Source organism: Neobacillus cucumis (assembly GCF_016908975.1).
GTDB lineage: Bacteria > Bacillota > Bacilli > Bacillales > Cytobacillaceae > Neobacillus > Neobacillus cucumis.
Genome location: NZ_JAFBEX010000011.1, coordinates 55060 through 81045 on the forward strand (window position 1 = coordinate 55060; position 25986 = coordinate 81045).

General features: G+C 39.4%; 26 protein-coding genes and 1 pseudogene. 14 read left to right on the forward strand and 13 right to left on the reverse strand.

Annotation, left to right across the window (positions count from 1 at the left end; all coding sequences use genetic code 11):
• Positions 1-55: 55 nt before the first annotated feature.
• A complete protein-coding gene (locus JOC76_RS15825) occupies positions 56-736 on the forward strand; it encodes an N-acetylmannosamine-6-phosphate 2-epimerase (RefSeq protein WP_205179018.1) in 681 nt (226 codons plus the stop codon).
• 105 nt (positions 737-841) lie between these two features.
• Here the strand turns inward: JOC76_RS15825 and JOC76_RS15830 are convergent, their stop codons facing one another.
• Together JOC76_RS15830 and JOC76_RS15835 are read right to left on the reverse strand one after the other, a co-directional pair.
• Positions 842-1033 carry a LamG-like jellyroll fold domain-containing protein gene (locus tag JOC76_RS15830; protein ID WP_205179245.1) on the reverse strand — a complete coding sequence of 64 codons (192 nt, stop codon included), beginning with the start codon at positions 1031-1033 and terminating at the stop codon, positions 842-844.
• A 24-nt stretch (positions 1034-1057) separates the two neighbouring features.
• Positions 1058-1513, reverse strand: coding sequence for a staygreen family protein (locus JOC76_RS15835; protein WP_205179020.1), 456 nt, complete (start codon positions 1511-1513; stop codon positions 1058-1060).
• A 371-nt stretch (positions 1514-1884) separates the two neighbouring features.
• Between JOC76_RS15835 and JOC76_RS15840 the strand changes: the two genes are divergently transcribed.
• Positions 1885-3267: an amino acid permease gene (locus JOC76_RS15840; protein ID WP_205179022.1), complete on the forward strand. Its 1383-nt coding sequence runs from the start codon at positions 1885-1887 to the stop codon at positions 3265-3267.
• 60 nt (positions 3268-3327) lie between these two features.
• On the opposite strand, the gene JOC76_RS15845 is transcribed toward JOC76_RS15840, so the two are convergent.
• Both JOC76_RS15845 and JOC76_RS15850 read right to left on the reverse strand, forming a co-directional pair.
• Positions 3328-3792 carry a DUF8821 family protein gene (locus JOC76_RS15845; RefSeq protein ID WP_372441959.1) on the reverse strand — a complete coding sequence of 155 codons (465 nt, stop codon included), beginning with the start codon at positions 3790-3792 and terminating at the stop codon, positions 3328-3330.
• 22 nt (positions 3793-3814) lie between these two features.
• A complete protein-coding gene (locus JOC76_RS15850) occupies positions 3815-4294 on the reverse strand; it encodes a GyrI-like domain-containing protein (RefSeq protein ID WP_205179024.1) in 480 nt (159 codons plus the stop codon).
• Between the two features lie 108 nt (positions 4295-4402).
• Here JOC76_RS15850 and JOC76_RS15855 point away from each other — a divergent pair, with 108 nt between their 5' ends.
• Positions 4403-5365: a helix-turn-helix transcriptional regulator gene (locus JOC76_RS15855; protein WP_205179025.1), complete on the forward strand. Its 963-nt coding sequence runs from the start codon at positions 4403-4405 to the stop codon at positions 5363-5365.
• 136 nt (positions 5366-5501) lie between these two features.
• Here JOC76_RS15855 and nagB read toward each other — a convergent pair whose 3' ends face one another.
• Together nagB and nagA are read right to left on the reverse strand one after the other, a co-directional pair.
• Positions 5502-6239, reverse strand: coding sequence for a glucosamine-6-phosphate deaminase (gene nagB / locus JOC76_RS15860; protein ID WP_205179026.1), 738 nt, complete (start codon positions 6237-6239; stop codon positions 5502-5504).
• Entirely contained in the window at positions 6236-7435 is a 1200-nt protein-coding gene (gene nagA, locus JOC76_RS15865) for an N-acetylglucosamine-6-phosphate deacetylase (protein WP_205179027.1), read from the reverse strand. Before nagA ends, nagB begins: the two co-directional genes overlap by 4 nt.
• Before the next feature lie 319 nt (positions 7436-7754).
• Between nagA and JOC76_RS15870 the strand changes: the two genes are divergently transcribed.
• From JOC76_RS15870 to JOC76_RS15890, 5 genes are all read left to right on the forward strand, one after another.
• Positions 7755-8126 carry a DUF956 family protein gene (locus JOC76_RS15870; protein WP_205179028.1) on the forward strand — a complete coding sequence of 124 codons (372 nt, stop codon included), beginning with the start codon at positions 7755-7757 and terminating at the stop codon, positions 8124-8126.
• Between the two features lie 408 nt (positions 8127-8534).
• Positions 8535-9506 carry a mannose/fructose/sorbose PTS transporter subunit IIA gene (locus tag JOC76_RS15875; RefSeq protein ID WP_205179029.1) on the forward strand — a complete coding sequence of 324 codons (972 nt, stop codon included), beginning with the start codon at positions 8535-8537 and terminating at the stop codon, positions 9504-9506.
• A 32-nt stretch (positions 9507-9538) separates the two neighbouring features.
• Positions 9539-10345: a PTS mannose/fructose/sorbose transporter subunit IIC gene (locus JOC76_RS15880; protein ID WP_205179030.1), complete on the forward strand. Its 807-nt coding sequence runs from the start codon at positions 9539-9541 to the stop codon at positions 10343-10345.
• Between the two features lie 18 nt (positions 10346-10363).
• A complete protein-coding gene (locus JOC76_RS15885) occupies positions 10364-11275 on the forward strand; it encodes a PTS system mannose/fructose/sorbose family transporter subunit IID (RefSeq protein WP_205179031.1) in 912 nt (303 codons plus the stop codon).
• A 128-nt stretch (positions 11276-11403) separates the two neighbouring features.
• Entirely contained in the window at positions 11404-12420 is a 1017-nt protein-coding gene (locus JOC76_RS15890) for an oxidoreductase (RefSeq protein WP_205179033.1), read from the forward strand.
• A gap of 149 nt (positions 12421-12569) precedes the next feature.
• On the opposite strand, the pseudogene JOC76_RS30055 reads toward JOC76_RS15890, so the two are convergent.
• Both JOC76_RS30055 and JOC76_RS15905 read right to left on the reverse strand, forming a co-directional pair.
• A pseudogene (locus JOC76_RS30055) lies at positions 12570-14048 on the reverse strand (DNA/RNA non-specific endonuclease).
• A gap of 283 nt (positions 14049-14331) precedes the next feature.
• Positions 14332-15285 carry an NAD(P)H-dependent flavin oxidoreductase gene (locus tag JOC76_RS15905; protein ID WP_205179038.1) on the reverse strand — a complete coding sequence of 318 codons (954 nt, stop codon included), beginning with the start codon at positions 15283-15285 and terminating at the stop codon, positions 14332-14334.
• 309 nt (positions 15286-15594) lie between these two features.
• Between JOC76_RS15905 and JOC76_RS15910 the strand changes: the two genes are divergently transcribed.
• Complete coding sequence (locus JOC76_RS15910) at positions 15595-16209, forward strand: RraA family protein (protein ID WP_205179039.1); 615 nt, start codon at positions 15595-15597, stop codon at positions 16207-16209.
• A 112-nt stretch (positions 16210-16321) separates the two neighbouring features.
• Here JOC76_RS15910 and JOC76_RS15915 read toward each other — a convergent pair whose 3' ends face one another.
• The 5 genes from JOC76_RS15915 to JOC76_RS15935 all read right to left on the reverse strand — a co-directional run bounded on the left by JOC76_RS15915 (position 16322) and on the right by JOC76_RS15935 (position 21365).
• Positions 16322-17125 (reverse strand): fumarylacetoacetate hydrolase family protein, encoded by an 804-nt coding sequence (locus JOC76_RS15915; RefSeq protein ID WP_205179040.1) that lies wholly within the window; start codon positions 17123-17125, stop codon positions 16322-16324.
• A gap of 45 nt (positions 17126-17170) precedes the next feature.
• Complete coding sequence (locus JOC76_RS15920) at positions 17171-17329, reverse strand: hypothetical protein (RefSeq protein ID WP_205179041.1); 159 nt, start codon at positions 17327-17329, stop codon at positions 17171-17173.
• 90 nt (positions 17330-17419) lie between these two features.
• A complete protein-coding gene (locus JOC76_RS15925; protein ID WP_205179042.1) occupies positions 17420-18775 on the reverse strand; it encodes a 2-hydroxycarboxylate transporter family protein in 1356 nt (451 codons plus the stop codon).
• Between the two features lie 276 nt (positions 18776-19051).
• Positions 19052-19759 (reverse strand): response regulator, encoded by a 708-nt coding sequence (locus tag JOC76_RS15930; protein ID WP_307784733.1) that lies wholly within the window; start codon positions 19757-19759, stop codon positions 19052-19054.
• Positions 19760-19787: 28 nt separating this feature from the next.
• Positions 19788-21365, reverse strand: coding sequence for an ATP-binding protein (locus JOC76_RS15935; RefSeq protein ID WP_205179044.1), 1578 nt, complete (start codon positions 21363-21365; stop codon positions 19788-19790).
• Positions 21366-21548: 183 nt separating this feature from the next.
• Between JOC76_RS15935 and citC the strand changes: the two genes are divergently transcribed.
• The 5 genes from citC to citX are packed head-to-tail and all read left to right on the forward strand — an operon-like array spanning position 21549 to position 25907.
• A complete protein-coding gene (gene citC / locus JOC76_RS15940) occupies positions 21549-22595 on the forward strand; it encodes a [citrate (pro-3S)-lyase] ligase (protein ID WP_205179047.1) in 1047 nt (348 codons plus the stop codon).
• A gap of 17 nt (positions 22596-22612) precedes the next feature.
• Positions 22613-22927, forward strand: coding sequence for a citrate lyase acyl carrier protein (gene citD, locus JOC76_RS15945; RefSeq protein ID WP_205179049.1), 315 nt, complete (start codon positions 22613-22615; stop codon positions 22925-22927).
• Complete coding sequence (gene citE / locus JOC76_RS15950; RefSeq protein WP_205179051.1) at positions 22928-23824, forward strand: citrate (pro-3S)-lyase subunit beta; 897 nt, start codon at positions 22928-22930, stop codon at positions 23822-23824.
• Positions 23824-25380: a citrate lyase subunit alpha gene (gene citF, locus JOC76_RS15955; protein WP_205179053.1), complete on the forward strand. Its 1557-nt coding sequence runs from the start codon at positions 23824-23826 to the stop codon at positions 25378-25380. Before citE ends, citF begins: the two co-directional genes overlap by 1 nt.
• Positions 25377-25907 carry a citrate lyase holo-[acyl-carrier protein] synthase gene (gene citX / locus JOC76_RS15960; protein WP_205179054.1) on the forward strand — a complete coding sequence of 177 codons (531 nt, stop codon included), beginning with the start codon at positions 25377-25379 and terminating at the stop codon, positions 25905-25907. The genes citF and citX overlap by 4 nt, the downstream gene beginning before the upstream one ends.
• Positions 25908-25986: the final 79 nt, after the last annotated feature.

Here is a 25986-nt window from a genome sequence, read left to right on the forward strand (position 1 = left end):
CATGATTTTACAATCATCTTCAATAATGAAGTAGAAGAAATGGTAGGTGAATAAAATGCTGAATGAAATTAAAGGCCGTTTAGTTGTTTCCTGCCAAGCATTGGACGATGAACCCCTTCACAGCTCGTTTATCATGGGGAAAATGGCTCTTGCAGCAAAAGAAGGCGGTGCCTCCGGTATTCGCGCGAATACAAAAGAAGATATTATTGCTATTAAGAAGGAAGTTCCTCTTCCTGTTATCGGTATTGTGAAAAGGGATTACGAAGACAGTGAAATCTATATCACGGCTACAAAAACGGAAATTGACGAATTAATTGAGAGTGGCTGTGAAATGATTGCTCTAGATGCTACCATGAGAAAACGTCCGGGAAATCTTTCTCTTGCAGAGCTTGTTTCCTATACTCGGGGAAAAAGCTCGACCGTGGAGCTTATGGCGGATATTGCATCCATTGAGGATGCCATAAATGCTGAAAAACTAGGGTTTGATTGTTTGGGAACGACCCTTTTAGGCTATACAAAAGAAACAAGTGGCTGTAAGCTATATGATAATGACTTTGCCTTTTTAAAAGATGTTTTAAAAGAAGTGTCGATTCCAGTTATTGCTGAAGGCAATATCATCACCCCTGAAATGCTAAAAAGAACCCTCGAAATAGGGGCATATGCGGTGGTTGTTGGAGGAGCGATTACACGTCCACAGCAAATCACGGCTCGGTTTGCAGCACAAATTTCTGAATAAAAGGACGTTTCACGTGAAACATATAGTGATGAAAGCAAAAGATGTTGCTTTCAGATAAACGAAAGCCGATATCCATTGATATCGGCTTTAAATCATATTGATAAATTACCTAGATAACTCAGCTAATTGTCTCGGTGTGAGTGCTCCGCAATAAACGCGAAGGTTATCCATTTCACCTTTGAATGGTGTATCCCAATAGTTAACGCCTAAGCCAAAGCTTGCATTTTTGTTAGAAAAAGCGTTATGGAAATTGCTTCCTGTGAACTGCTTCTCACCATTTACATAGACATTAATTATCCCATTTGTAGAATTCCAGCATTATTAATAATTCCATCTATGGCGGAAGGTTCCCCAGCATTCTTGTCTAGCAAACTGAGGATAAGCGGACATAAAGTTAATAATTAGTAAAGATTGTTCTAGATTAGGGTATGTGTCGAATAAGAACCTATCACCGTATCGAATAGCTGTTAATGCAAGTGGTAACTCACGTTTAAATATTTCATTGCGTTTTGCAGATACATTTATGTTATATTCACCTTGGTCTATATATAAATAAACATAAAAGTGCAAAAAACCTCCATTTTGTTGCCATACTCCTAATACTTCATCTCTATTAGGATTGATATTTTCCCAGGCATAACGAATTCCAATTGTTAAAAATAGATTTCCAGTAAGATCAGAGTGAGTGAGTGTGTAACATCTTGGTATAACAGGTTCCGTAGCAGTAACGCCGCTGCTGTATGCCACAAATAGTTTTTCTGGATTAAAATTGCTCAAGCAACCAACTCCAATCGACCAGTTTTGAAATAAATATGTTAATTTTTATTTGTTCATTCGTGGATCTGCTGTATTTTGTCATGATGAATAAATTCCAGTCTGGATAATTCATTAAATCCATGAATACCCAATGAAATTTTCTCAAGAATTTGATCAGAGGTAGGTAATTATACTAATGGATAGTGATAATTAACAAAATTATTCTAATATTCAAAAATAAACTCATCTCTCTTCGACTAGTATTTAAAAAAGCTAGGTAAGAAGTGTTTTCCCCAAAAATACATTTGTATTTTTTCCGTTGTGCCATTATAATCGAATAATAATTCAGAAAGATTAGTAGACCACAATTAGTAGGAAGAGGGGGGCCAAAAGTGGAAACGAAAGAATTAAAGAGAGGCTTAAAATCGCGTCATATTCAAATGATTGCGTTGGGCGGTACAATTGGTGTCGGATTATTTATGGGTTCAGCAAGTACAATTCAATGGACAGGTCCGTCTGTATTGCTTGCCTATATCATCGCAGGGATTTTTATCTTTTTTATTATGCGGGCTATGGGAGAAATGTTATACATGGAGCCAAGCACGGGCTCATTCGCAACATTTGGCTATAAATATATTCATCCAATGGCAGGATATTTAACGGCATGGAGCAATTGGTTTCAATGGGTGATTGTGGGGATGTCAGAAATTATTGCTGTAGGGGCATATATGAAATATTGGTTCCCGGATCTCCCCGCTTGGATCCCAGGATTAATTGCTTTTGTGATTCTAGGAACAGCCAACTTAATTTCCGTAAAATCATTTGGTGAATTTGAATTTTGGTTTTCGTTGATAAAAGTCGTCACTATTTTAGTCATGATCGTTGCCGGATTGGGTCTCATTTTCTTTGGAATTGGAAATGGAGGAACTCCAACCGGGTTGACAAACCTTTGGAAACATGGAGGCTTCTTTACAGGCGGATGGTCAGGGTTCCTTTTTGCACTGTCACTTGTTATTGGGGCATACCAGGGTGTCGAATTAATCGGGATTACAGCCGGAGAAGCAAAGGATCCGCAAAAGACGTTAACAAAAGCGACCCAAAGCATTATTTGGAGGATTTTAATTTTTTACATTGGGGCAATCTTTGTGATTGTGACGGTTTACCCATGGAACCAACTACATTCAATTGGCAGTCCGTTTGTAGCAACATTTGCAAAACTCGGAGTTACAGCGGCAGCCGGAATTATTAACTTTGTTGTCATCACTTCGGCAATGTCCGGGTGTAACAGCGGGATTTACAGTGCAGGCCGAATGCTTTACACATTGGGGGTAAATGGACAGGCTCCAAAAATCTTTACGAAACTATCTTCTAATGGGGTCCCCCTTTTAAGTACCTTCGGTGTACTGATTGGTTTGGCAGTGGGTATTATTTTAAGTTATATTGCGCCCAAAAATTTATTCGTCTATGTCTATAGTGCTAGTGTACTTCCGGGGATGATTCCGTGGTTTGTTATTTTAATCAGCCAAATCCAATTCAGAAAAGTGAAAGGTGACAAAATGGACAATCATCCATTCAAAATGCCCTTTACCCCTATATCAAACTACCTGACAATCGCTTTTCTCATTCTAATATTAGTAGCAATGTGGTTTAATAAAGATACTCGTGTATCACTTGTTGTAGGGATTGTTTTTCTGGCGCTTGTTTCAATCAGCTATTTCGCGTTTGGTATCGGAAGGCGTGCAGCAGGAGATGACCATACCAAACGTGTTTCTTAAGGTTTAAAAAATAGTAACAGCATCCTCTAATTTGATGTAGAGGTGCTGTTTTTGTTTATTTTAGTATTCTCCTTTAATAACAAAAAACGAGCCCCTAATGGTTCCAGCTAGTTTAGATTTTTGTCTGGCAAACTTAAACTTCTCTTCTAATTCCTTTGGTATCTCCATCCCTTCGGAAAGCTTAAAACCAACGGCGCGTTTTTTAGGGTTATCAACCGTATACAGGACGTTGACCTCAAGGCCATCCTCATAAAAGACGTAGGTCCATATGATATTTTCCACTTGAAAACGCGATGTTTCTAAAGGTTTGGCTGCAAATTCAATTTCACGTTCTTCTTTTAAAATTCGGTTCACATAATCAAGGGTCTCCGAGGACTCACTAGCTGGTACAACCGTAAATTCATGCTTGTATTTGTTCATAAAGTAACGGGCCTCATGAGCACGTAAACCGGCAAGTGCTTCCACTACAGGTGAAGACTCTAAACCAACCGTAGACACATTATTAAAATCAACGATATAGGACATTTCCATTCCTCCATTTATCTCGTTATTTCCTAACAACAGGAATCCAGAACTCACCAAAAATGAACCCGTTTCGCTGTCCCATCTCAACCATTGTATTTGGTCCGCCAACATAGGCAAAACCTTTTGCTTCTGGCAAGACTTGGCCAAAGGCAATACCCGTAAGCATATTACTTAATGCCTCAGCCGTCTCTGCTTCCCCTTTTACCACCAGGTATTCTCCCTTAGGAAATTGAATCACTCTTGATGCTTCTGGTAATGATGCATTCGTCATGACCCCAGCATAATGCATCATCTTGTTATTCACCGCTTCGTTCACGGCAAAAATGTAGTCATTAGTAGCTACGGCCTTTAAAGTGTCGAGTCTTCCATCTTGTTTGACTGCTTGCCAAAAATCTGACTTTTCCTTGCTTATGCCAGCATAGTCTGTGTAATCGCTCTTAAGCTCCGTTCCAATACCTAATACGATAAAGCTATCCTTTTCTTCCACTGTATAATTTGCCATATTCAATACCATCCCTTTCTTAAATATATCAAATGACTTGTTTTTTCATTTGTTGAGTTTATAATAGCCTTAAACCATGTCAAAAAATGATACTGTTTAGGAGTCCCGATGAAAAAAGTTGAACGGATTAATACCATCATGAGGTATATCAACAACCGCTCCCACTTTACCATTTCTGAAATTATGCAAGAATTTAATATCTCTCGTTCAACAGCTATTAGAGATATTAGAGAAATCGAGTCGATGGGGATGCCTCTTGTTGCTGAAGTTGGGAGGGATGGGGGCTATTTTGTCATGCATAACTCTGTACTGCCCGATGTTCACTTTACCGATAATGAGGTAAAGGCTCTTTTTATCGCCTTTATGGCCACAAGAAATCAACAACTTCCCTATCTAAAGAGTCGTCAGTCTTTAGGTGAAAAGTTACTGGGCCTCATTTCAGAAAATCAGCAAGATGACCTTGTTCTTTTAAATCAAATTTTGCTATTTGAAGGGACTAATCCAAATAATCCTGACCTGCTAGATCTTTCAGATCTTCCCCATCCCCTGTTAGAAAAACTCATCCAAATCCTTCTTTTAGATAGATATTTATTGGTCACCATCAAAGAAGAGGAGATAATCAAGTCGTATGCCATTTATCTCTTGCACCTTTATCGTGAAAAAAGTCTGTGGCTTATTGAAGGCTTTGACTTAAAGGAAGAAAAGAAGCGGATTTTTTATGTAGACAATCTCAACAATGTCAAACCGTACTCAGAGAAAAAAAGATTAAGTGAGAAAAAGATTTTAGAAACACTAAGTAAGCAGGAGGAAGAAATCAATCTTGTCATTGAACTTGGCCCGAAAGCGATTGCTCAGTTTAAAAAATACCACCCCTTAAAGGTTTCACTTTCCTACACAAATCCATACCAAGCAACAGCCATTCTAAAGACTTTTATCAATGTTAATAAGCCAGAAGAAATTACTGAAATAATAAGCTGGCTGCTTTTCCTAGGCAAGGATATCAAGGTCAAGGAGATGCCAGTAGGAGTTTTAAAGAGTTTACAAGAGAGATTACGCATATTCTGTCCATAAAAGGTGCCTGCAGAACAGCTTGAAACTAAGCAGGCACTTTTTTGTTTTTCAAGAATTTCTTTTTGCTTATTGGGATGGAGTCATCGCAAAGTTCGGTATTATGCGTGTCCAAGTTTTTTATAAAAAAGACAAAACCTCAACTGTGAACTTTTGAACCTGCAAAGGCTGCCGTATCTGCAATAATTGTAACATTTGGATGGTTTTTCAAAACTGAAGCAGGAAAGTTTTTATCTATATTCCCGGTCAAAAGTCTATTCAATGCATCTTTCTTTTGTTCCCCCGAAATGAGTAACAGAATTTCCTTACTTTGCATGATGGTGGATATTCCCATTGTGATCGCTTGTGTTGGTACTTCCTCTAAGCTGCTGAAGAACCTCGCATTGGCTTTTCTGGTTGAAGGAGTTAATTGCACCACATGAGTTTCCGAATCAAAAGATGTTCCGGGTTCATTAAATCCAACATGACCGTTATTTCCAATTCCAAGGATTTGTAAATCAATTCCTCCATGTTCTTGAAGCAAATTTTCATAGGTTGTACATTCTCTTTGAATATCATCCACATCTCCAAGAGGAACAAATGTGTTGTTTTTTTGGATATCAATATGATCGAATAGGTTATGGTTCATGTAATAACGGTAACTTTTTGGATGATCTCCTGAAAGCCCGACATACTCATCCAGATTAAAAGTGGTAACCCCTTGATAGGAAGTTCCATTTTTTTGATGATCGGTAATTAAATTTGAATAGATACCAATAGGAGTCCCGCCGGTAGCCAGGCCAAGTTTCAACTCTGGAAAGGTACATACCTTTTTTATAATGTAATCAGCCGCAATTTTACTCAAATCTTGGTAATCCTTTGCTTCAATAATCTTCATTTTGTATGTTCCTCCTTTAAAAAAGCCACTTGCCCGCGGCATAATGTCATATAGACGTCAAGGTTTTCATCCAGAATCACAAGATCAGCGTCTTTTCCCTCGGAAATGGATCCTTTTCGATCAAAAACATTCAATTGTTTTGCTGGATTTACAGCCGCCATCTCAACGGCATCTTCAAGCCGGCAACCTGTAAATGCCATCATATTTTTAACCCCTTGACCTAATTTCAGGATACTTCCTGCAAGGGTTCCGTCGCTGAGGACCGCTTTTCCATTTTGAACCGTTACATCTTGACCGCCCAAATCATAATGTCCGTTCTTTAAACATTTGGCCCGCATCGAATCGGTAATTAAAATGAGGCCTGTTTTCCCTTTTTGCTTGTAAGCCAGCTTCACCATGTCCGGATGACTATGAACGCCATCCACAATTAATTCTGCCTTTAACTCTTCCTTCAAAAAGGCAGCTCCCACAACGCCTGGTTCCCGGTGATGCAAACCCCTCATTTGATTGTATAAATGAGTAACGTGGTTTACTCCGGCTTCAATGGCGTTTAACACTTCTTCATAAGTTGCATCAGTATGGCCGATGGAGGCAATGATCCCATTAGCTTTTAAGTACTGAACCATCTTAAGACCACCCGGTAATTCTGGTGCAAGTGTGACAAGCTTAATGGTTTGTCTTGAAAGTTGTTCCCATTTTTGAAATAGCTCAAGATTTGACCCAATAATATATTGAATCGGCTGTGCGCCAGCCATTTTTGGATTCACAAAGGGACCTTCGAGATGGATTCCCAGTATTTCCGCTTTTCCTGGTGTTTGACCATCTTTGATGTACTCACCTGCATTAACTAAGGCCCTCTCAATTTGTTTTTCTCCCTGTGTTATGGTTGTTGCCAAAAAACTTGTGGTGCCTTCACCCGGAAGTGCTTGTGCTATTGTTTCCAAAGCTTCTTTTGTGGCATCCATTGTATCTGAGCCGTTTGCACCATGGATATGAACGTCAATAAAACCAGGAACAGCTTTATATTGTAATGGAATGTCCAAAACCTCAAAATCTTCCTCCAAGAAGTGATTTTCTGTCCGCCCTACTTCCACTATTTTGTGATCTTTTATTTTTATATAGCCATTTTCAATCCAATTACCATCTGTATATATCTGTATGCCCTTGAGCAAAATAGCCTTAAAATTTGAAGTCATTTGATTACATCCTTTCTAAAACCTTATAAATTGTATCATCTATTATATATAGTTGTCTATACCAATTTTTAATTAGCAATTAAAGTTTAGTCTTGATTTTTTAGGATTAAAACAGGAATTGACCAAATAAATTATTTTTATTGGTATAGACATCCGCAACAATAATTGCTGTAAAAAATGGGATGACGCCCAAGGGCGTTTCAATTAAATGGGTCTATTAATGATAATACAGAAACTTGTCACAAGTATTTGTTGCTTAAAGCGATAAAACGCGTATAATAATTTTTATTCAAAGAAAGAAAGAAATGGAGTAGATCAAATGGTCCAATCAATCAATACAAAAGTCGATTTAGTTATTGATGCCACATCCCATATAGGCGTGGCAGATTATGGTAAGATTATGATCGGAGACAAAGGATTTGAATTCTTCAATAGTCGTGATGCTCATAAGTTTATTCAAATTCCTTGGGAAGAAGTTGATCACGTCATCGCGTCAGTCATGTTCAAAGGGAAGTGGATCCCACGTTTTGCAATCAGAACTAAGCGAAATGGAATGTTTACATTTTCTTCAAAAGATCCGAAAAAAGTATTGCGAGCCATTCGTGTATACGTCGATCCGAATCATATGGTCCAATCATTAAGTTTCTTTAAGGTAATTAAACGCGGTTTGAAAAGTAAATTTAAAAAGTAATAGGTTTGCATACAAGACAGGTTGAAGCTTGTCTTTTTTGTTGAAAAAAATAAATTCTCTCTTGAAAGAGGTATACCGGTATGCTATTATTTCTTTGGAAGCTTATTAAAGTGATTCAGCAAGCACTGGGAAAAATATTTAGGGCAAAATATTCTTATGTTTAGCACTTCATATTAAGCGTTTGCAAAAAAAATCCAAATATACATCGCCATTATTTTTTACGTGTTACTGATTCGATCAGGCATGAGTGAAAAGTATTGATTAAAATGGAGTAGTAGGGGCATTCTATACCCAAATCTTCATTTAATCAACTTTTTGCTCATGCCTTTTTTGTTGTTTTTGTTGAAAACTGTAATCACTTTAAATGGGCTAAAAAGAGCTGCAACAATAATTATAGGAGGTATAAAGATGGTAGGAATTATCATTGCTAGTCACGGTGAATTTGCCAATGGTATCTTGCAATCTGGAGAGATGATCTTTGGAAAACAAGAAAATGTAAAAGCTGTTACATTGATGCCGAGCGAAGGACCTGATGATGTAAAGGCAAAAATGAAAGAAGCAATTGCCTCTTTTGATAACCAAGATGAAGTATTATTCTTAGTCGATCTTTGGGGTGGAACTCCTTTCAATCAGGCCAACAGCTTGTTTGAAGAACATAAAGACAAATGGGCAATCGTTGCTGGTTTGAATTTACCAATGGTCATTGAAGCTTTTGCATCACGCTTCTCAATGAATAAAGCGCGTGATATTGCTGCAAATATTTTGGGCACAGCTAAAGAAGGGGTTAAAGTAAAACCTGAAGAATTAGAACCAGCAGAAGTATCTGCTACACCTGCCGCTAAACCATCAAATGCAGGCGCTCCTGGTAAATTTGAATACGTGTTAGCACGTATCGACTCTCGTTTACTTCATGGACAAGTAGCGACTGCTTGGACTAAAACTACACAGCCTACACGTATCATCGTTGTATCCGATGCAGTAGCTAAGGATGAACTTCGTAGGAAATTAATCCAACAGGCTGCTCCTCCAGGTGTAAAGGCACACGTTGTTCCTATCAATAAAATGATCGAGCTTGCCAAAGATGATCAACATTTCGGCGGCCAGCGTGCGTTGCTTCTTTTCGAAAATCCACAAGATGCGCTTAGAGCGGTTGAGGGTGGCGTTCCATTGAAGACGATCAACGTTGGTTCTATGGCCCACTCACCTGGTAAAGTTCAACCGAATAAGGTGCTGGCATTTAACCAAGCTGATATTGATACTTTTAAAAAGTTAAAAGAACTTGGTTTGAACTTCGATGTACGCAAAGTTCCAAACGATTCAAAAGGTGACATGAACGAAATTATCAAGAAGGCTCAAGAGGAGTTAAACAAACAAAAGTAATCCATTATTAAAGAAAACGGAGGATTAATATCATGGATTTGAATTTGATTCAAATAATATTAGTCATTATCGTAGCATTTTTAGCTGGTATAGAAGGAATTTTAGATGAATTCCAATTCCACCAACCACTCATTGCTTGTACGTTAATCGGCTTAGTTACAGGAAACTTAGTACCATGTCTTATCTTAGGTGGTACGCTTCAACTGATTGCTTTAGGTTGGGCAAATATCGGAGCTGCCGTAGCTCCGGATGCTGCGTTAGCATCAGTTGCATCTGCCATTATTTTAGTCTTAAGTGGACAAGGTAAAGCTGGTGTGGCTTCGGCAATTGCGATTGCTGTTCCGCTTGCAGTTGCTGGCCTTTTATTAACAATCATCGTCCGTACGATTGCAACAGCATTGGTACATTTTATGGATGCTGCAGCTAATGAAGGAAACATCAGAAAAGTTGAATTCTGGCAAATCGTCGCTATCTGCATGCAAGGGTTACGTATTGCAATCCCGGCTGCATTAATTGTAGCGATTGGTGCAGCTCCGGTTAGAGACTTACTTACTGCTATGCCAACTTGGTTGACAGGCGGTTTAGCAATCGGTGGGGGAATGGTCGTAGCCGTTGGTTATGCAATGGTTATTAACATGATGGCTACGAAAGAAGTATGGCCATTCTTCGCAATTGGTTTCGTATTAGCGACTGTTTCACAAATCACACTTATCGGTCTAGGTGCTATCGGTGTGGCTCTTGCACTTATCTATTTAGCGCTTTCTAAACAAGGCGGTTCAGGTAATGGCGGAAACACAAACTCCGGTGACCCACTAGGCGATATTATTGATAGTTACTAAGAAGGAGGGGGCATAAAAATGGCTAATGAATTGAGATTATCAAGAAAAGATCGTATGTCTGTTTGGTGGCGTTCAACCTTCATTCAAGGTTCTTGGAACTATGAACGTATGCAAAACGGTGGTTGGGTATATTCAATGATTCCAGCGATCAAAAAATTATATAAAACAAAAGAAGATCGTGCTGCGGCGCTAAAACGTCACTTAGAGTTCTTTAATACTCACCCATATGTTGCTTCACCTATTATTGGTGTAACACTAGCGCTTGAAGAAGAACGTGCAAATGGTGCACCGGTTGACGATACAGCCATTCAAGGGGTTAAAGTCGGTATGATGGGTCCTTTAGCAGGTATCGGGGATCCGGTTTTCTGGTTCACAGTTAGACCAATCCTTGGTGCATTAGGCGCCTCCCTTGCTTTGACAGGTAACATCCTTGGGCCAATTATCTTCTTCGTTTTATGGAATCTTATTCGTATGGGATTCACGTGGTATACGCAAGAATTTGGTTATAAAGCAGGTTCTAAAATTACTGACGACTTATCTGGCGGAGTACTACAAGATATTACTAAAGGTGCATCAATCCTAGGTATGTTCATCCTTGGTGCTTTAGTTAACCGTTGGGTATCTGTAAAATTCACGCCAGTTGTATCTTCCGTTAAACTTTCCAAAGGTGCCTATATTGACTGGACTAACTTACCTGCCGGTGCACAAGGGATTAAAGCAGCGTTGGAGCAGCAAGCTGCTGGTCTTTCATTAGAACCTGTTAAAGTAACTACTTTACAGGGCAACTTAGACAGCTTAATTCCTGGTTTAGCTGGATTGCTAATCACATTCCTTTGCATGTGGCTGCTTAAGAAGAAAGTTTCTCCAATCGTTATGATTCTTGGTTTGTTTGTGGTTGGTATCGTCTTCCACTTAATAAACTTAATGTAATAAATCTACAAATAGAACAGCACCTCCGGGTTGATAAACCTATCAATTTATGGAGGTGCTTTTTATATTAATAGGTTGAATAGTATGATCAGAAGATATTATTTATAAACATTTTTTAGGGGGCTGCTATGCTTACTATTGGTTATATTGGAAATGGGAAAAGCACTAACAGATATCATTTGCCGTTCGTACTTCAAAGAGAGAATATAAAGGTAAAAACAATTTATCAAAGAAATCCTAAGCATGAAAGTTGGGATCGAATTGCAGGAGTCAATTATACTTCTGATTTAGATGAACTTTTAAATGATAAGGACATTCAACTCATTGTGATTTGCACAAGACATGACAGTCATTTTGAATACGCAAAATTAGTATTAGAACATCATAAACACTGTTTGGTTGAAAAGCCTTTTATGGAAACCTCAGAACAGGCAAAAGAAATATTTGCAATGGCTAGAGAGAAAGGATTAATTATTCAGACGTATCAAAACAGGCGTTTTGACAGTGATTTTTTAACCGTTCAAAAGGTCATTGAAGAAGGGAAAATAGGGGACTTGCTGGAAGTTGAAATGCATTTTGACTATTATCGTCCCGAGGTACCAGAGTCTGTTCATGAATTTGATCCTAATTCGTCCTATTTATATGGACATGGTTGTCATACACTCGATCAGGTCATCAGCTATTTTGGCAAGCCGGATCATATACATTATGATGTAAGGCAATTATTAGGCCAAGGCAGAATGAATGATTATTTCGATTTGGATTTATATTATGGTAAGTTAAAGGTATCTGTAAAATCCAGTTATTTTAGACTTAAAGAAAGACCTAGCTTCGTCGTTTATGGCAAAAAAGGGTGCTTTGTGAAAGAAACGAAAGATCGTCAGGAAGAACATTTAAAGTTATTTTACATGCCTGATAACAAAGATTTTGGTATAGATACCATAAAAGAATATGGTGTACTGACCTATATTGATGAAGAAGGTACAGTCCACGAAGAAAAAGTAAAATCTGTAAATGGTGATTATGGAAGAGTATATGATGATTTATATGAAGCCATCATAAATGGTCAAGATAAAACCATTACAGATGAACAGACACTGCTGCAAATGGAAATATTAGAAACGGGAGTTAAAAACTTAAAGTAAAATTAAAGGCTGATTTTATTGTAGAAATTAATAGAGGGAGTTTTTGAAGAAAAAGGAATGTGTTACCAATAGATTATTGGAACACATTCCTTTTCTCAAATAGAGCATGCACTATTCTTTTAAAAAGTCAGAAGAACCGTTTCCTGGGTTTAATTTGTAGGACCATTGTCAACATTAGCCTCGATGGTACTCTGGATGTTTGCAGGTACCGAGGAAAGGAAATCATAACCAGTCAAAAACTCAATTGTATCTACACTAACCCTGTAATAGCTCCAGGGATGACTGGAAGTTGTTTGATCATTTGGCATCAACACAGCTATCACTCTGGTTGAAGTTGTTATCCGGCTAATATCATTATTACCATTAGGTAATACAACGATCACCTTCCATGTTTTTGCTGGCACGACAACGCCATTCCCTACAGTGGTTTTAAATCCATTTGACCCAGTGCCGCCAGAACCGTAACCTCCGGACATAATATATAATTCGTTGCCGGCTGATACAAGTGTACGGCTGTAAGATTCTAAACTTTCCCAGGTAACCTCGTTGTTATTTGGAGCTTGAGGTATCATATTGGTCATCAAAAACGTTGCGGAGTTGTTGGCAACAGAAGATGTACGGTCACCAGATGGAGTCATGTGCCCTCTGTCAAATCCGCTTCCTTAAAATTCACTAGCAGTAACCTGATACCAACCCGCCGGTAATGTGGTATCAGCACGGAAGTCATCTTGACGCGGAGTGCTTCCAAGGTCAGAAGAACCTAAATGCCAGCCCACCCAGTTAGGCTCGTGTTTGCTATTATTGTAGGATAAATCATATTGAGGTTTAACCATCAAATAATTATTGAAATTGGATGTATCACTTGTAGCACCACTTGGATTCCCTAATCCTAGATTATCATTATCAGTACCTGTTTGTGTTGTAGATTCAGCTGCAGAAGACGCATTTTGCGGAACCAAGCTGCTTGTAATCACCAAGTCGTTAGCATTGTTATTCGTATCCCAACCATTCCCTTGGCCTTGAGCAGTTCCACCGTTATTGTCTTTACGCTCTGCACTTGTTGTGTCAGAAAGAGTACCGATTGGAGTAGTTTCTGAGTCATTAGCAGAACCGAAGCCAACAAAATCCACAACATTTGAATTAGTTGAACCAGATACTGCGGTAGTGACTTTTGCCAATGCAACTTTTCCGCTGCTAGCACTTAAGTTTATCGTACCTGAATCATCAGCAGTTGGCAGATCAACAGTTCCGCCGCCGCCGCTTGCCTCTTTAATTAAATAGTATTGATGTGAGCCAATGCTGCCTGTTAAATTTGTAATGCTGTTGAAAGTACCGGTAGAAGAGGCGTATTGAACAGACCATCCAGACAAGCTTACACTTGAACTTGTGGGATTGTAGAGTTCAATATAATCATTTTTGTAGGAAGAACCACTATTACCTCCTCCACCATAAATTTCACTGATGACAACATGAGATCCCACCGCAGCCTGTGTAGGTTTAATAAATAAATTTCCTAATGAAACGAAGAATATGAGGCACATAAAAACAAGGAAGGCTGTTTTTTTCTTAAAACTTTCCTTGCCCCTTTTTGACAATATTGCTTTTTGTCCTGATTGCCTTTCTAACATCTAACCATAACCTCCTTTTGAATTTTAATAATATGATTTTGCTAGAAAACAGAGTCCCAAAAATGTTATTAAATCAGCCTATATCCTTCCTTATGTACACTTTACATTCTAGATGGCTTGAATATGTATTACGTTTTACTATCTTATTTTCACAATATCATAAGTCTATATTAAAAAGTTTTAATATTCTGTAAATTAATTGTGTTTCTTTTATTAAGTAGATTAACAGAAAAAGATGCCTGACCTACTAGCATTACGCATAGGGGACAGACACCTTTCAAATTCAGATACAAGCTATATATTCACTCATAATATTGTTGATAATTGTTTTAACTGGTAGAATTTCTTTGATTTCATGTACTCTTGACCCAGCAAAAACAAGACCATTCTCGCAATCTCCATTCATAGAAGTGATAAGAGAATCTAGTGTACAAAAACGGTAAGAACAATTTTTTAGGCAATCTAAGCACTTTTTTATTTTGACCTTTTTATTATCAGAGATAAGGTCAATAAACTGGTTCTTAATGGCACGACCCTGGAGTCCAACCGTGGTTTTTACCAAACGGATATCTTCCTGCTCGGCATGTACATATTTTTCTTTAAATGATAATGGTGCATCACACTCATCACTAGCAACGAACCTAGTTCCCATCTGTACCCCAGACGCCCCCATACGTAAAGCTCTTGCAACATCCTCTCCAGTCATAATTCCTCCAGCAGCAATAACGGGAATCTTAACAGCTTCAACCACTTCAGGCAAAATATCAAATAAAGGTCTTTCCGTACCAAGGTGTCCGCCAGCCTCAAAGCCTTCTACAACAACGGCAGAAGCACCAAGACGTTCTGACAATCTAGCTAGCTTTGCGGAAGACACAATTGACAGGACGGGTATGCCTGATTCTTTGCCCCAAGCATACATATCTCTTGAAATTCCAGCGCCTGATATGATGAAATCAACCTTTTCCTCAATGGCTGCTTTCATTTTTTCAGCAAAGTCATTCATAGCGAAAAGAACGTTTACTCCGATATAGCCGGAACCCTTTACACTTTCTTTCGCCTTCCTTATATGTGAGCGCATTTCATCGATGCTAATCCCAGTTCCTGATATAATCCCAATTCCCCCAGCATTTGCAACGGCAGAAGCAAGTCCACTTAAAGAAATGCCTACACCCATACCACCTTGTAAGATTGGAAACTTCGGAATCATATGACCTATTTTCAATTGTGGAATATTCATAAAAAATAACCCCGTTTCATTAGTTTATTAAGTGCTGCTTAATATTCACTAATTCTAACAATTGGGTTTTTAAAGAATAGTGACGTATGTAATGGTTACTCCTAATAGTCAAAAATACGTCTCTTTTTTGCCACATAATGTTCAAATTCATCTGTTTTTTTGTGTACCTCATAAACGCGTTTTCTATTTGGTATTCCTATTTGGAATAGCTGTATATGAATTAAAACTATTTCTTTACCTATTAAATTTTGAGTTAATATTTGATTAAGAGGATTATTCAAGTAATCAATTTAGGGAGAGATATGAAAAATGAGTATTGTGAATGAGTTTGAAAAGATTCCAACAACTTGTCTTTCTGATACAATGCAAGGTCTCAATAATTTGGATCCAGCGATAAAGCCTTTAAAAGATGAATATCGAGTGGCAGGCAGAGCTTTTACGGTTAAAATGCCTGTAGGAGACAATTTGGTTGTATTAAAGGCCATCAGGGAGGCAAATCCAGGAGATGTATTAGTGATCGATGCCAAAGGTGATACTTACCGGGCCATCGCGGGAGACTTTATTGTCGGTTTGGCACAGACATTGGGGATTCGTGGCATCATTGTCGACGGGGCTGTTCGGGATATACAGGGGATAAGAGAGTTGGATTATCCGGTGTTTTGTAAAAGGACGACTGTGGCAGCCAGTGGAAAAGCAGGGATGGGGGAGATTAACATTCCTATTTCATGCGGTGGAACTACTGTCCATCCGGGAGATATCGTTGTGGGGGATGCCGATGGCGTCGTGATCATTCCTCAAGCAGCAGAACAAGAACTTTTAAAGGAATCTTTAGAGAAGCTAGATAAAGACATAAAGCGGGCCGAAAAAGTGTCGGGTAAGAGAGAGGAAGTAATAAAATATTTAGATGATTTTCTCTTAAAGTAAGATTATCCAATATATTTTTGAACTAGATTAGGATTAGGGAGCCATTAACAAAAGGAAAGGCAGATCCTGATAGAACCTGCCTGTTTCTTTTCATGGTTATGTTAAATATATTTTATATGACAAAATTACACAGCTTCCCGATCTTTTCTACTTCTACAGATACCATGTCGCCTGATTTCATTGGGCAACTTCCAGCAGGTGAACCTGTAGCCAAAATATCACCAGGCTCCAATGTCATAATTTGTGAAACCCAGCTGATCAGGAAAGGAATAGACAAAGACATTTGGTTCGTGTTTCCGTCCTGAACAACTTTTCCATTTAAAGTAGTAACGATTCGTAAATTAGTTGGATCTATACCTGTCACAATACACGGACCCAGTGGTCCAAAGGTATCAAATCCTTTACCACGGGTAAACTGGGGATCCTTTTTGGTAAGATCTCTTGCCGTTACATCGTTAAATATCGTACAGCCAAATACATAATCCAATGCGTCTGCTTCTTTTATGTTTTTGCCTCTTTTTCCAATAACAAGTGCCACTTCCCCCTCCAATTCGACCTGATGGGTTAAGTTGCTTGGCGGAAGGACGATTTCCCCTCTATCTGGGATCAGGGAAGTAGTAGGTTTTAAAAATAAAAATGGTTCTTTGAGGTTAGCTGTTCCACCCGTCTCTTGTGCATGTGCAGCATAGGTCCAGCCGAAATTAATTACTTTTGAGGGATTTACAGGCTCTAGTATTTTCACATCATTATATTTAACTCTTAAACCGTCAAATTTAAGTTCATTGTTTGCAATTTCAGTAAAGTTACTGGACAATTGCAAAATTTCATCATCTTCAACCATGCCGTAAAATATTTTGCCGTTACGATTCTGATAACGAACAATCGTTTGAGTTCGCTGCAGCAATTGTAATGCCATTCATAATCACTCCATCAAATAAATTGTAGTACTTTTAAAAAAGAATTAAATCATTACTAATGAGAAAGCTGGTTCAAGGTCAATCAACTCAGTTAGGATCTTGTAACCTTGTATATTTTTAAAAGCTGCTCTAGCTTCATTTTCCGTGTCAAATTCATACATTTTAGTACCGTTTTTATCTGAAAAGGCTGTTATAACCCACATGATTTAGCACCTGTCCTTTTATTTGTCGAATGATTAAAACAAGGCTGTGAATGTCGCACTTCTCAGCCCTGTTTGTCTTTTATATCTGATTTACTTTGCCCACAGACCAAAGAAAAAGCTTGCAAGCACAAGGATGATAGCTCCGCCTAGACGGGTAGCCAGCTGAGCATAGGACATTAAAATCATCCTATTGGATGCACCTAATATTTCAAGATCGCCTGATCCGCCGCGGTTAACGTGACATAGACCGCCGGCGATGGATGCTTCAATTTCATAGAATCCAACCAATTTCGCAAAGATCCAACATCCAGCTACAGCTCCAAAAACTGTAAATAAACAGATAACGGCTGTTTGAAGGGATAAGGCATGGATTAGGGCGCTAAAATCGGTATAAGTGATACCAACACCTGCTAAAAAGACGAATAAAAGTTTTCCCATCATAAATTCATTAACTTTTTTTAATCCATCTTTTGCACGTTGTGGAATGATGTCTAGTGCATTAGCCATGATTAATAGAATGACCATATAGGCATAAGGGTGAATGGAGAATGGACCGATTTTTGGAAGCAAGCCAACTCCAATTAAATTTGCAAGGCCAAAGAAAGCGATTGCAACAAATAAACCAAAAGCAGCATCTTCCATCGTAGCAGTATTTTTCACTTTTGCTTCTTTCTTTTTCTCTGTAACTTGCCCTTTAATTAATTCGCCATTTCCTGTCCATTTCGGCATTTTCTTTCCAAGACCATTTAATAAAGCACCCACCATAATAGCGAAAATGTTAGCAATGGTTAAGATGGTAATGGCAGAAGAGTACCAGATTTTAGGATCCTTGCCAGTCACTTGTCCCCAAATTTGGCTCATAGGAATGGCACCAGCACCATTTCCTCCGCCCATAATTGGAAGAGCATAGTTCATGATGACCTCTTTATAATTGACACCAACAATCAATCCACCAACAATTGCTGCGATAAAGGCGAAAGCTGTACCAACAAGAACTAATGGGATAAATCCACCGATTGCTTTAGCTAGGAACTTTCGATTAATAGATAGAATAGAGCTTGTGATAATGACGGCAATAAAAAAGTCAAGCAAACCCATTTCGTCGAAAAGGGACTTTACTCCATTAGCTACATCCGTCGAAATGACTCCTGTAGATACTAAATAGGAGGCGCCCAAGAAAGCAAGCAGGGAACCGCCGCCAAGATAATCTTTCCAGATTGGAAGAGTATCGCCCACTTTTCCAAAGAAAAAGCCAACAACAAATAAAACAAGAATATCCCCGGCAAAGCTTACAGGGTAAGATTTCGTCAATTGTCCAAAAACAAGAATTAGTACACCGGTAAACCATGCCCATAATGGCAACCCGTACATATTATAATTTAGTAAACCTGTTTTTGATACGACCTCGGGCGCTACTGTTACTGGTACTTCTTTTCTTAATGCCATTGATGTTCCTCCTTATTTTTTAAAATCACTGAATTACGGTTTAACTTATCGAAAACGTTTACAAAAGAGCCCTAAAAAACAATCAAAATAACTGCTTTCTTTCTCCTTTCGTTTTTATGTCTAAATATTGACTAAATTTAAAATACCAATAAAGATATTAAAAATGAATATTACGAGAATAAGAGATAAAAAGATTATTATTGATAATTTTGAACATTTTGTTCACGACAAAAAATAAAAGGATGGTTCTTAAACCATCCTTTCATATAGGCAACCTTATTTTTTTCGATAGATTCTTTCAGGTCTGCCCACTTCTCCATATGACAAATCGGCACTGATTTGTTCCTTTGCCACAAGGTACTCCAAATAACGGCGGGCAGTGGGGCGGCTGATGCCAATTTTCTTTGCAAGCCCTTCTGCGTTCAGGCCCTCGGGTGTTTGATTTAAAACCTCTGTTACTTTTTGAAGGGTAATTTTATCAATTCCTTTGGGAAGATAGGGTGTGAGTTGTTCCTTTTGTCCGACCCTGGCCAATAACTCATCAATTTCTTCCTGATTGACATTATGATTTTCATTTTGTATTTTTCTCAATTTGCTCCGAAACTCTTGATATTTCTCGAGGGAGTTTTTCAAACGTTCAAAGACTAAAGGCTTCACAATAAAATCAAAAACACCACTGCGAAGAGCCTCTTTGACCGAATTGATTTCACGGGATGCTGTTATCATAATAACATTTGTTTCTTGATAATCACTGTTGATCACTTGCAGAAAATCCAATCCGTTCATATCAGGAAAATAAATATCGAGCAAAACTAAATCGGGACTGAGAATAGCCAATTGGTCTTTTGCCTGTTGTTCATCAGTAGCAATGCCGATCACTTGAAATCCGGGGACTTTTTCCACCAGCCGACGGTTAATTTCTGCAATTCGAACGTCATCTTCTATAATCAGTACTGAGATATTATCTTGTTGTTGGATTTTCACCTGGTAATCCTCCTTATAATGGCTAACTTTAAGATTTAGGTATAATGACAGTAAAAATAGACCCGCCCTCTGGGTTTGGTGAATAAGAAATATATCCATTTAATTTCTGGATGATCTTTTGAACCAAAAATAGGCCAATCCCGTGATTTTTCACTCTTTTTGTTGAAAAACCTTTTTCAAATATTTTTTCTTGGTGTTCCGGTGAAATGCCAGTACCGGAATCTTCCACTTCAATGATGAGATCATTTCCATAGTCTGCGAAGAAAATTTTTATATTTTTTGCGTGGACCCCAGGTTTCATTACGGCATCGATGGCATTATCGATCAGATTGCCAATAATGGTTGTCAGACTTTCACGTTCAATTACTGCCGGAATAGCTTTAAAGCAGCTTTCCCGGTCGATATCAAAATGAATTTTTAATTCATTCGCTTGATTTAATTTGCCGATGAGCAATCCGCAGATCATCACATCCGGAATTTCCTGCCTAATAAAATTCAATAGATTTTGTTGAATATCGGATTCACGGGCAATGAAGTCGATGGCTTCTTGGTACGATTTAAGCTGAATGAGCCCAGAAATCATATAGAGCTTGTTCGAATACTCATGAGTTTGAGCCCGTAATGCTTCCGAATATTGTTTTACTTGGGAGAGTTCCTGGGTGATCCGATAAAGTTCCGATTTGCTGCGGAAACTGGAAACCCAGCCGGCAATATTCCCCTTTGCGTCCCTAATGGGCATGTAATTGGCAATAAAGACTTCTTCGTTTATAAAAAATTCCTGATCAAATACGGCCTCCCCTTTTTCGATGATTTCCAGTAAAGGAGAATAGGGTGAAATATCCAGGATGTTTGCTCCAAGAACCTCTTTTTCATTTGACCAGTGGAGCATATGTATGGCTTGTTGATTAACCATGGTAACGGTTCCATCTAAATTTACTGCAACGACCCCTTCTTTGATGGATTCCAATATAGCTTTATTTTTCTGATATAACTGGGTGATTTCTTTCGGTTCCAGTCCAAGGATGGCTCGTTTCATGCTACGGGCGATAAGCATGGCACCCAAAATACCTACGAAAAGAATTCCGAATGAGATGAAAATAATCTTATTACGGTAATTCATTTTAATAGTTTCAATACTTTCTAGTGAAAAACCCACCGCTACAATTCCGATGATTTCCTTATTTTTATTATAAATGGGGACTATGCCTCTCAAGGATGGACCCATAGACCCTTTTTCCTGTGAAATAACAAATTTCCCCTGCAATGCCTTGTCATTATCTTTTCCTACCATTATTCCCCCAATTCTGTCTGGAACAGGATGTGAATACCGCTCTTTCTCCGTATTGCCCACAACCACAAATTGGGCACCGGTTTGCTTGCGGATTTTTTCCGCTATTGGTTGGATGGTGTGCGAGGGGTCTTTTGTAGAAAAGGCTTGTCTGATTTCAGGAATGGATGCCACTGTTTCGGCAATCGACAACACCCGATTCCCAAGTTGGTTCGTTAAGGATTTGGTAATTAACGATTGGGAGTAATACCCAAATACAATAATAATAGATAACAATAAAGATAAAATTAATAGGGTTAATTTCGTTTGTAACCGCATACTTTGCTCCCCCGTTAAGCATGATCATTCATGAACATAATGTACTTAATTCGCTTAAATAATCTTATTGGCGCTTATTTTTAAAATCTATATCTATTAAAACATATGCGTTAGGATAATGGACAGAGGTAAATTTAACATTGTTTGGACTGGTAGAAAAGGAGGCCTATTGAAAGACGCGCCATGTGGTATGACGATTTAAGTGAACAGATTGTAAATCTCCAATCGAAAACGCAAAGAACTCAATTGGAGGAGTTTCTAAAGAGACAGAATTTATCTTTGGATTCAGAGGTTGACTATACCATCGCCTTTTTTAACAGAGGGAAGATGGCAGCAACAGGTTCCCTTGGGGGAAGAATTATCAAATGCATTGCCGTAGATGAGGAATTTCAAAATAGGGGGTTGTCGGCAAGGCTTGTCACCCATCTTTTCCATGTGGCTTACTCGAGGGGAAAGACACATCTCTTTATCTTTACCAAGCCAGAGAACTGGATGATCTTTTCCGATCTGGGCTTTTATCCAATCGCCGAAGTCCCTTCAAAGGTTGTATTGTTGGAGAACAAGTCGGATGGGATGGAAAAATACCTGAATGAAATCAGCCGGGAAACTGGGCGTCAGGTTGGATCGGGGGCTGTGGTCGTCAATTGCAATCCATTTACTTTGGGCCATCAATATCTAATCGAGTACGCAGCGTCCAGATGTCAAACACTCCACATCTTTGTTCTGGAAGAGGACAAGTCAAGTTTCCCTTCTGCGATTCGATATCGGCTTGTCAAAGAAGGAGTGAAACATCTTGGCAATGTGGTTGTTCATTGGGGGAAGGACTATATCATATCGGATGCAACCTTCCCATCCTATTTTATTAAAAAGTCTCAAGATATTGTCGAAACCCATGCGAGGTTAGACTTAGAACTATTCACGCGTCATATTGCTCCAACACTAGGAATTCAAAAGAGATTTGTTGGCGAGGAACCATACTGCCAGGTTACAGCAATTTATAACATGTTTATGCAGGAAATTCTCCCTGATCATGGGATTGAACTGGAGGTGGTTCCGAGGATGCTATGTGAAGGGCAGCCGATTAGCGCCTCCAGAGTGAGGGAACTAATTCATGAAGGAAAGCTCCACGAAGTAAAGAAACTGGTTCCTAAAACAACCTATCAATTTCTTTTGTCACATGAGGCTAAGGGAATTATCCATGAAATACAGGCAAACCATAAACGACATTAATCGGAGTTGATGAAAGTATGTTGATGATGCCAGAAAGAGTGAAGATTTTGGATGCAGGGATTGCCGGAACACTTGAGTCGAGCGATATTACCATCCAAATAGAACAGAATGACAGAAATGGTATTGAACTTGAACTAAAAAGCACAGTGGAAAATCAGTTTGGCAGCCAGATTAGAAAGGTCATTCTCGAGACATTATTAGAGTTAGGGGTAGGGGCAGCCATTGTCCGTGCCAATGATAAAGGAGCTTTGGATTGCACGATCCGAGCCAGAGTCAGGACCGCTGTCAGAAGGGCTACCCATCAAAATTGTTTTCCATGGGAGGTAAAATAAGTGGGCAGGCTAAGAAGAAGTATGTTATACGTTCCAGGTAACAATCCTGGTATGATTAGGGACGCTACTATTTACGGAGCAGACTCCATCATGTTTGACCTGGAAGATTCCGTTTCCCTCCTTGAAAAGGATGCTGCAAGACTTTTAGTTTATGAAGCTTTGAAAACGATTGATTATGGAAGAACGGAAATCCTTGTGCGCGTCAATGGCTTAAATACACCTTATGGCAGAGAAGACTTTGAAGCGATTGTCAGAGCAAAACCGGATGCAATCCGTCTACCCAAAACGGAAACACCAGAAGATGTAGTGGAAGCGGATGAACTTATTTCGCTCATTGAAAAGCAGGCTGGAATGGAACACGGAACGATTAAGCTCATGGCGGCGGTTGAAAGTGCTCTGGGAGTCATTAATGCCTATAAAATTGCAATGGCGAGCACGCGGTTAATCGGGATTGCGATTGGGGCTGAGGATTTTGTAACAGATCTAAAAACGACAAGATCTCCAGACGGCATTGAGTTACTTGCAGCCAGAAGCCAAATCCTCTTTGCTGCACGGGCCGCAGGAATCGATGCTTTGGATACGGTTTTTTCCGATGTGGAGGATGAGGAAGGATTTAGCCGTGAAGTGAAACTTATTAAACAATTGGGGTTTGATGGGAAATCGCTAATTAACCCAAGACAAATTCAAGTTGTTCATGACATCTATTCACCAACCGAAGATGAAATCATGAAAGCCATTCGGGTAATCGAAGCAGCGAAAGAAGCAGAAGTAAAAGGATCGGGTGTCATAAGTCTGAACGGAAAAATGATTGACAAGCCGATCGTCGAAAGAGCACAAAGAGTACTCGAAATAGCTGAGGCTGTAAATATGGTGAGTATGGAGGAGCTGTGGTCATAATGGATAATGCGATTGGACGAAGGATACCGGAAGAAATTTATGGACTTGGAACACTTAGACAGTTTGAATCGGATGGGTTGGTGAAAAATACACAGAAATCCAAAGACCGCCAAAGAAATCCTGAAAGAAATAAAATTCTTGATTCTCTTGAAACCGCAATCCGAGAAACAGGTTTAAAGGATGGAATGACGATTTCCTTCCACCATCATTTCCGAAATGGCGATTATATTGTGAATATGGTGATGGAGACGATTGCCAGAATGGGAATGAAGGACCTTGTCTTGGCAGCAAGTTCTCTCTCAAAAATCCATGCGCCATTGATTCATCATATAAAAAATGGAGTCATTCGGAGGATTGAGACGAGTGGAGTCAGAGGTGAATTGGCTGAGGCCATTTCAGACGGCTTGGTGGATGTTCCCATTGTGATTAATTCCCATGGAGGCAGAGCAAGGGCGATTGCCTCAGGGGAACTATCGATTGACGTTGCTTTTTTAGGCGTCCCATCTTGTGATCCTGCCGGCAATGCCAATGGATACTCAAGGGATAATCAATCTTTATCGGAATGCGGTGCGCTGGGATATGCCAAGGTGGATGCCCAGTATGCTGAAAAGGTCGTCTTAATTACGGATCATTTGGTTGAATATCCTAATACACCTTTTGCTATTCCTGAATCTCATGTTGATTATATTGTCGTTGTCGACTCTATCGGTGATCCAAATGGAATTATGTCAGAAGCCACTCGATATACCAAAAATCCCAAGGACCTGCTCATCGCTCAGCATGCAGCTAATGTAATCGTCGCTTCCGGCTATTTCGAGGACGGGTTTTCGTTGCAGACAGGGTCTGGAGGAAGCTCACTGGCTGCTACAAGATTTCTTAGAGAAAAGATGATTGATAGAAATATTACAGCAAGTTTTGCATTAGGCGGCATAACTGGCCAAATGGTTGAACTCCATGAGGAGGGTCTGATTAAAAAGTTATTGGATGTTCAAGGCTTTGATTTAAAAGCGGTCGCTTCCCTTAAAAACAACCGTTTTCATCAGCAAATTTGTGCGGAGTATTATGCCAGCCCTGATAATCCAGGAAGTGCAGTTAATCAGTTAGATGTAACGGTATTAAGCGCATTAGAAATCGACCTGGATTTTAATGTGAACGTTATCACAGGTTCCGATGGGGTAATTCGTGGAGCTTCCGGCGGACACAGTGATTCAGCTGCTGGGGCGGCCTGCACCATTGTCGTCGCTCCGCTCATCAGGGGCAGAATGCCTTCCATTCTTGATAGAGTACATACAATAGTGACCCCGGGTTGTTCCATTGATGTGTTGGTTACAGACCAGGGAATTGCTGTTAATCCGCGAAGACTGGATTTGTATAGTAACCTTAAAAAAGCGAATCTGCCGGTTTTATCCATTGAAGAGCTCAAAGCAAAAGCCAATCACATTGTTGGAACCCCTGAACCGATTAGGGTCGAAGATAAAATTGTCGGTTTGGTCAAGTATCGAGATGGCTCGGTGATTGATGTGATTCACCAAGTGAAGAGGGGGCCTTGGGCATGATCGCATCCCAAGAAATAACGCTTGAGCAAATATTAGAGGCCCGCGAGCGTCGGGCTGCCTTGCAAAAGCAATTAGTAGAGAAGTACAGGCTGCCTTTAGTATCATTTACAGTCAATATGCCGGGCTCCATCAAGATAACTCCGGAAAGTAGTGCCATCTTTCGTAAGGGTTGTAAGGCATTGGAAGAAAAACTGAAAGAGATAGGTTGCCTTCTGGAGTATAGCAAAGTTGAAGTTCGTCATACCGGTTATGAAGCATACTTTGTTGTGATTACATCCGAACGGACTTTAAAGGGCCATATGTTACAGATTGAGAACGAACATCCGCTTGGCAGGCTGTTTGACCTTGATGTAATAGGAGTAGATGGAAAGCCAATCTCCAGAGAAGACTTGGGTGCTTCCAAACGTAAATGCCTGATTTGCGAGCAGGATGCACATGGCTGCGGACGAAGCAGACAGCACACAAGTGAAGTACTGATGGAAAAAATCAAAAGTATGGTAGATTCATATTTAAAGATTGAATCTTAGTTTAGAACAAATGGCCAAACGTCGCTTACCTTCCCGTCCATTATTTCCCCCCGGGATCATCCCTGCAAAGGGCAACACT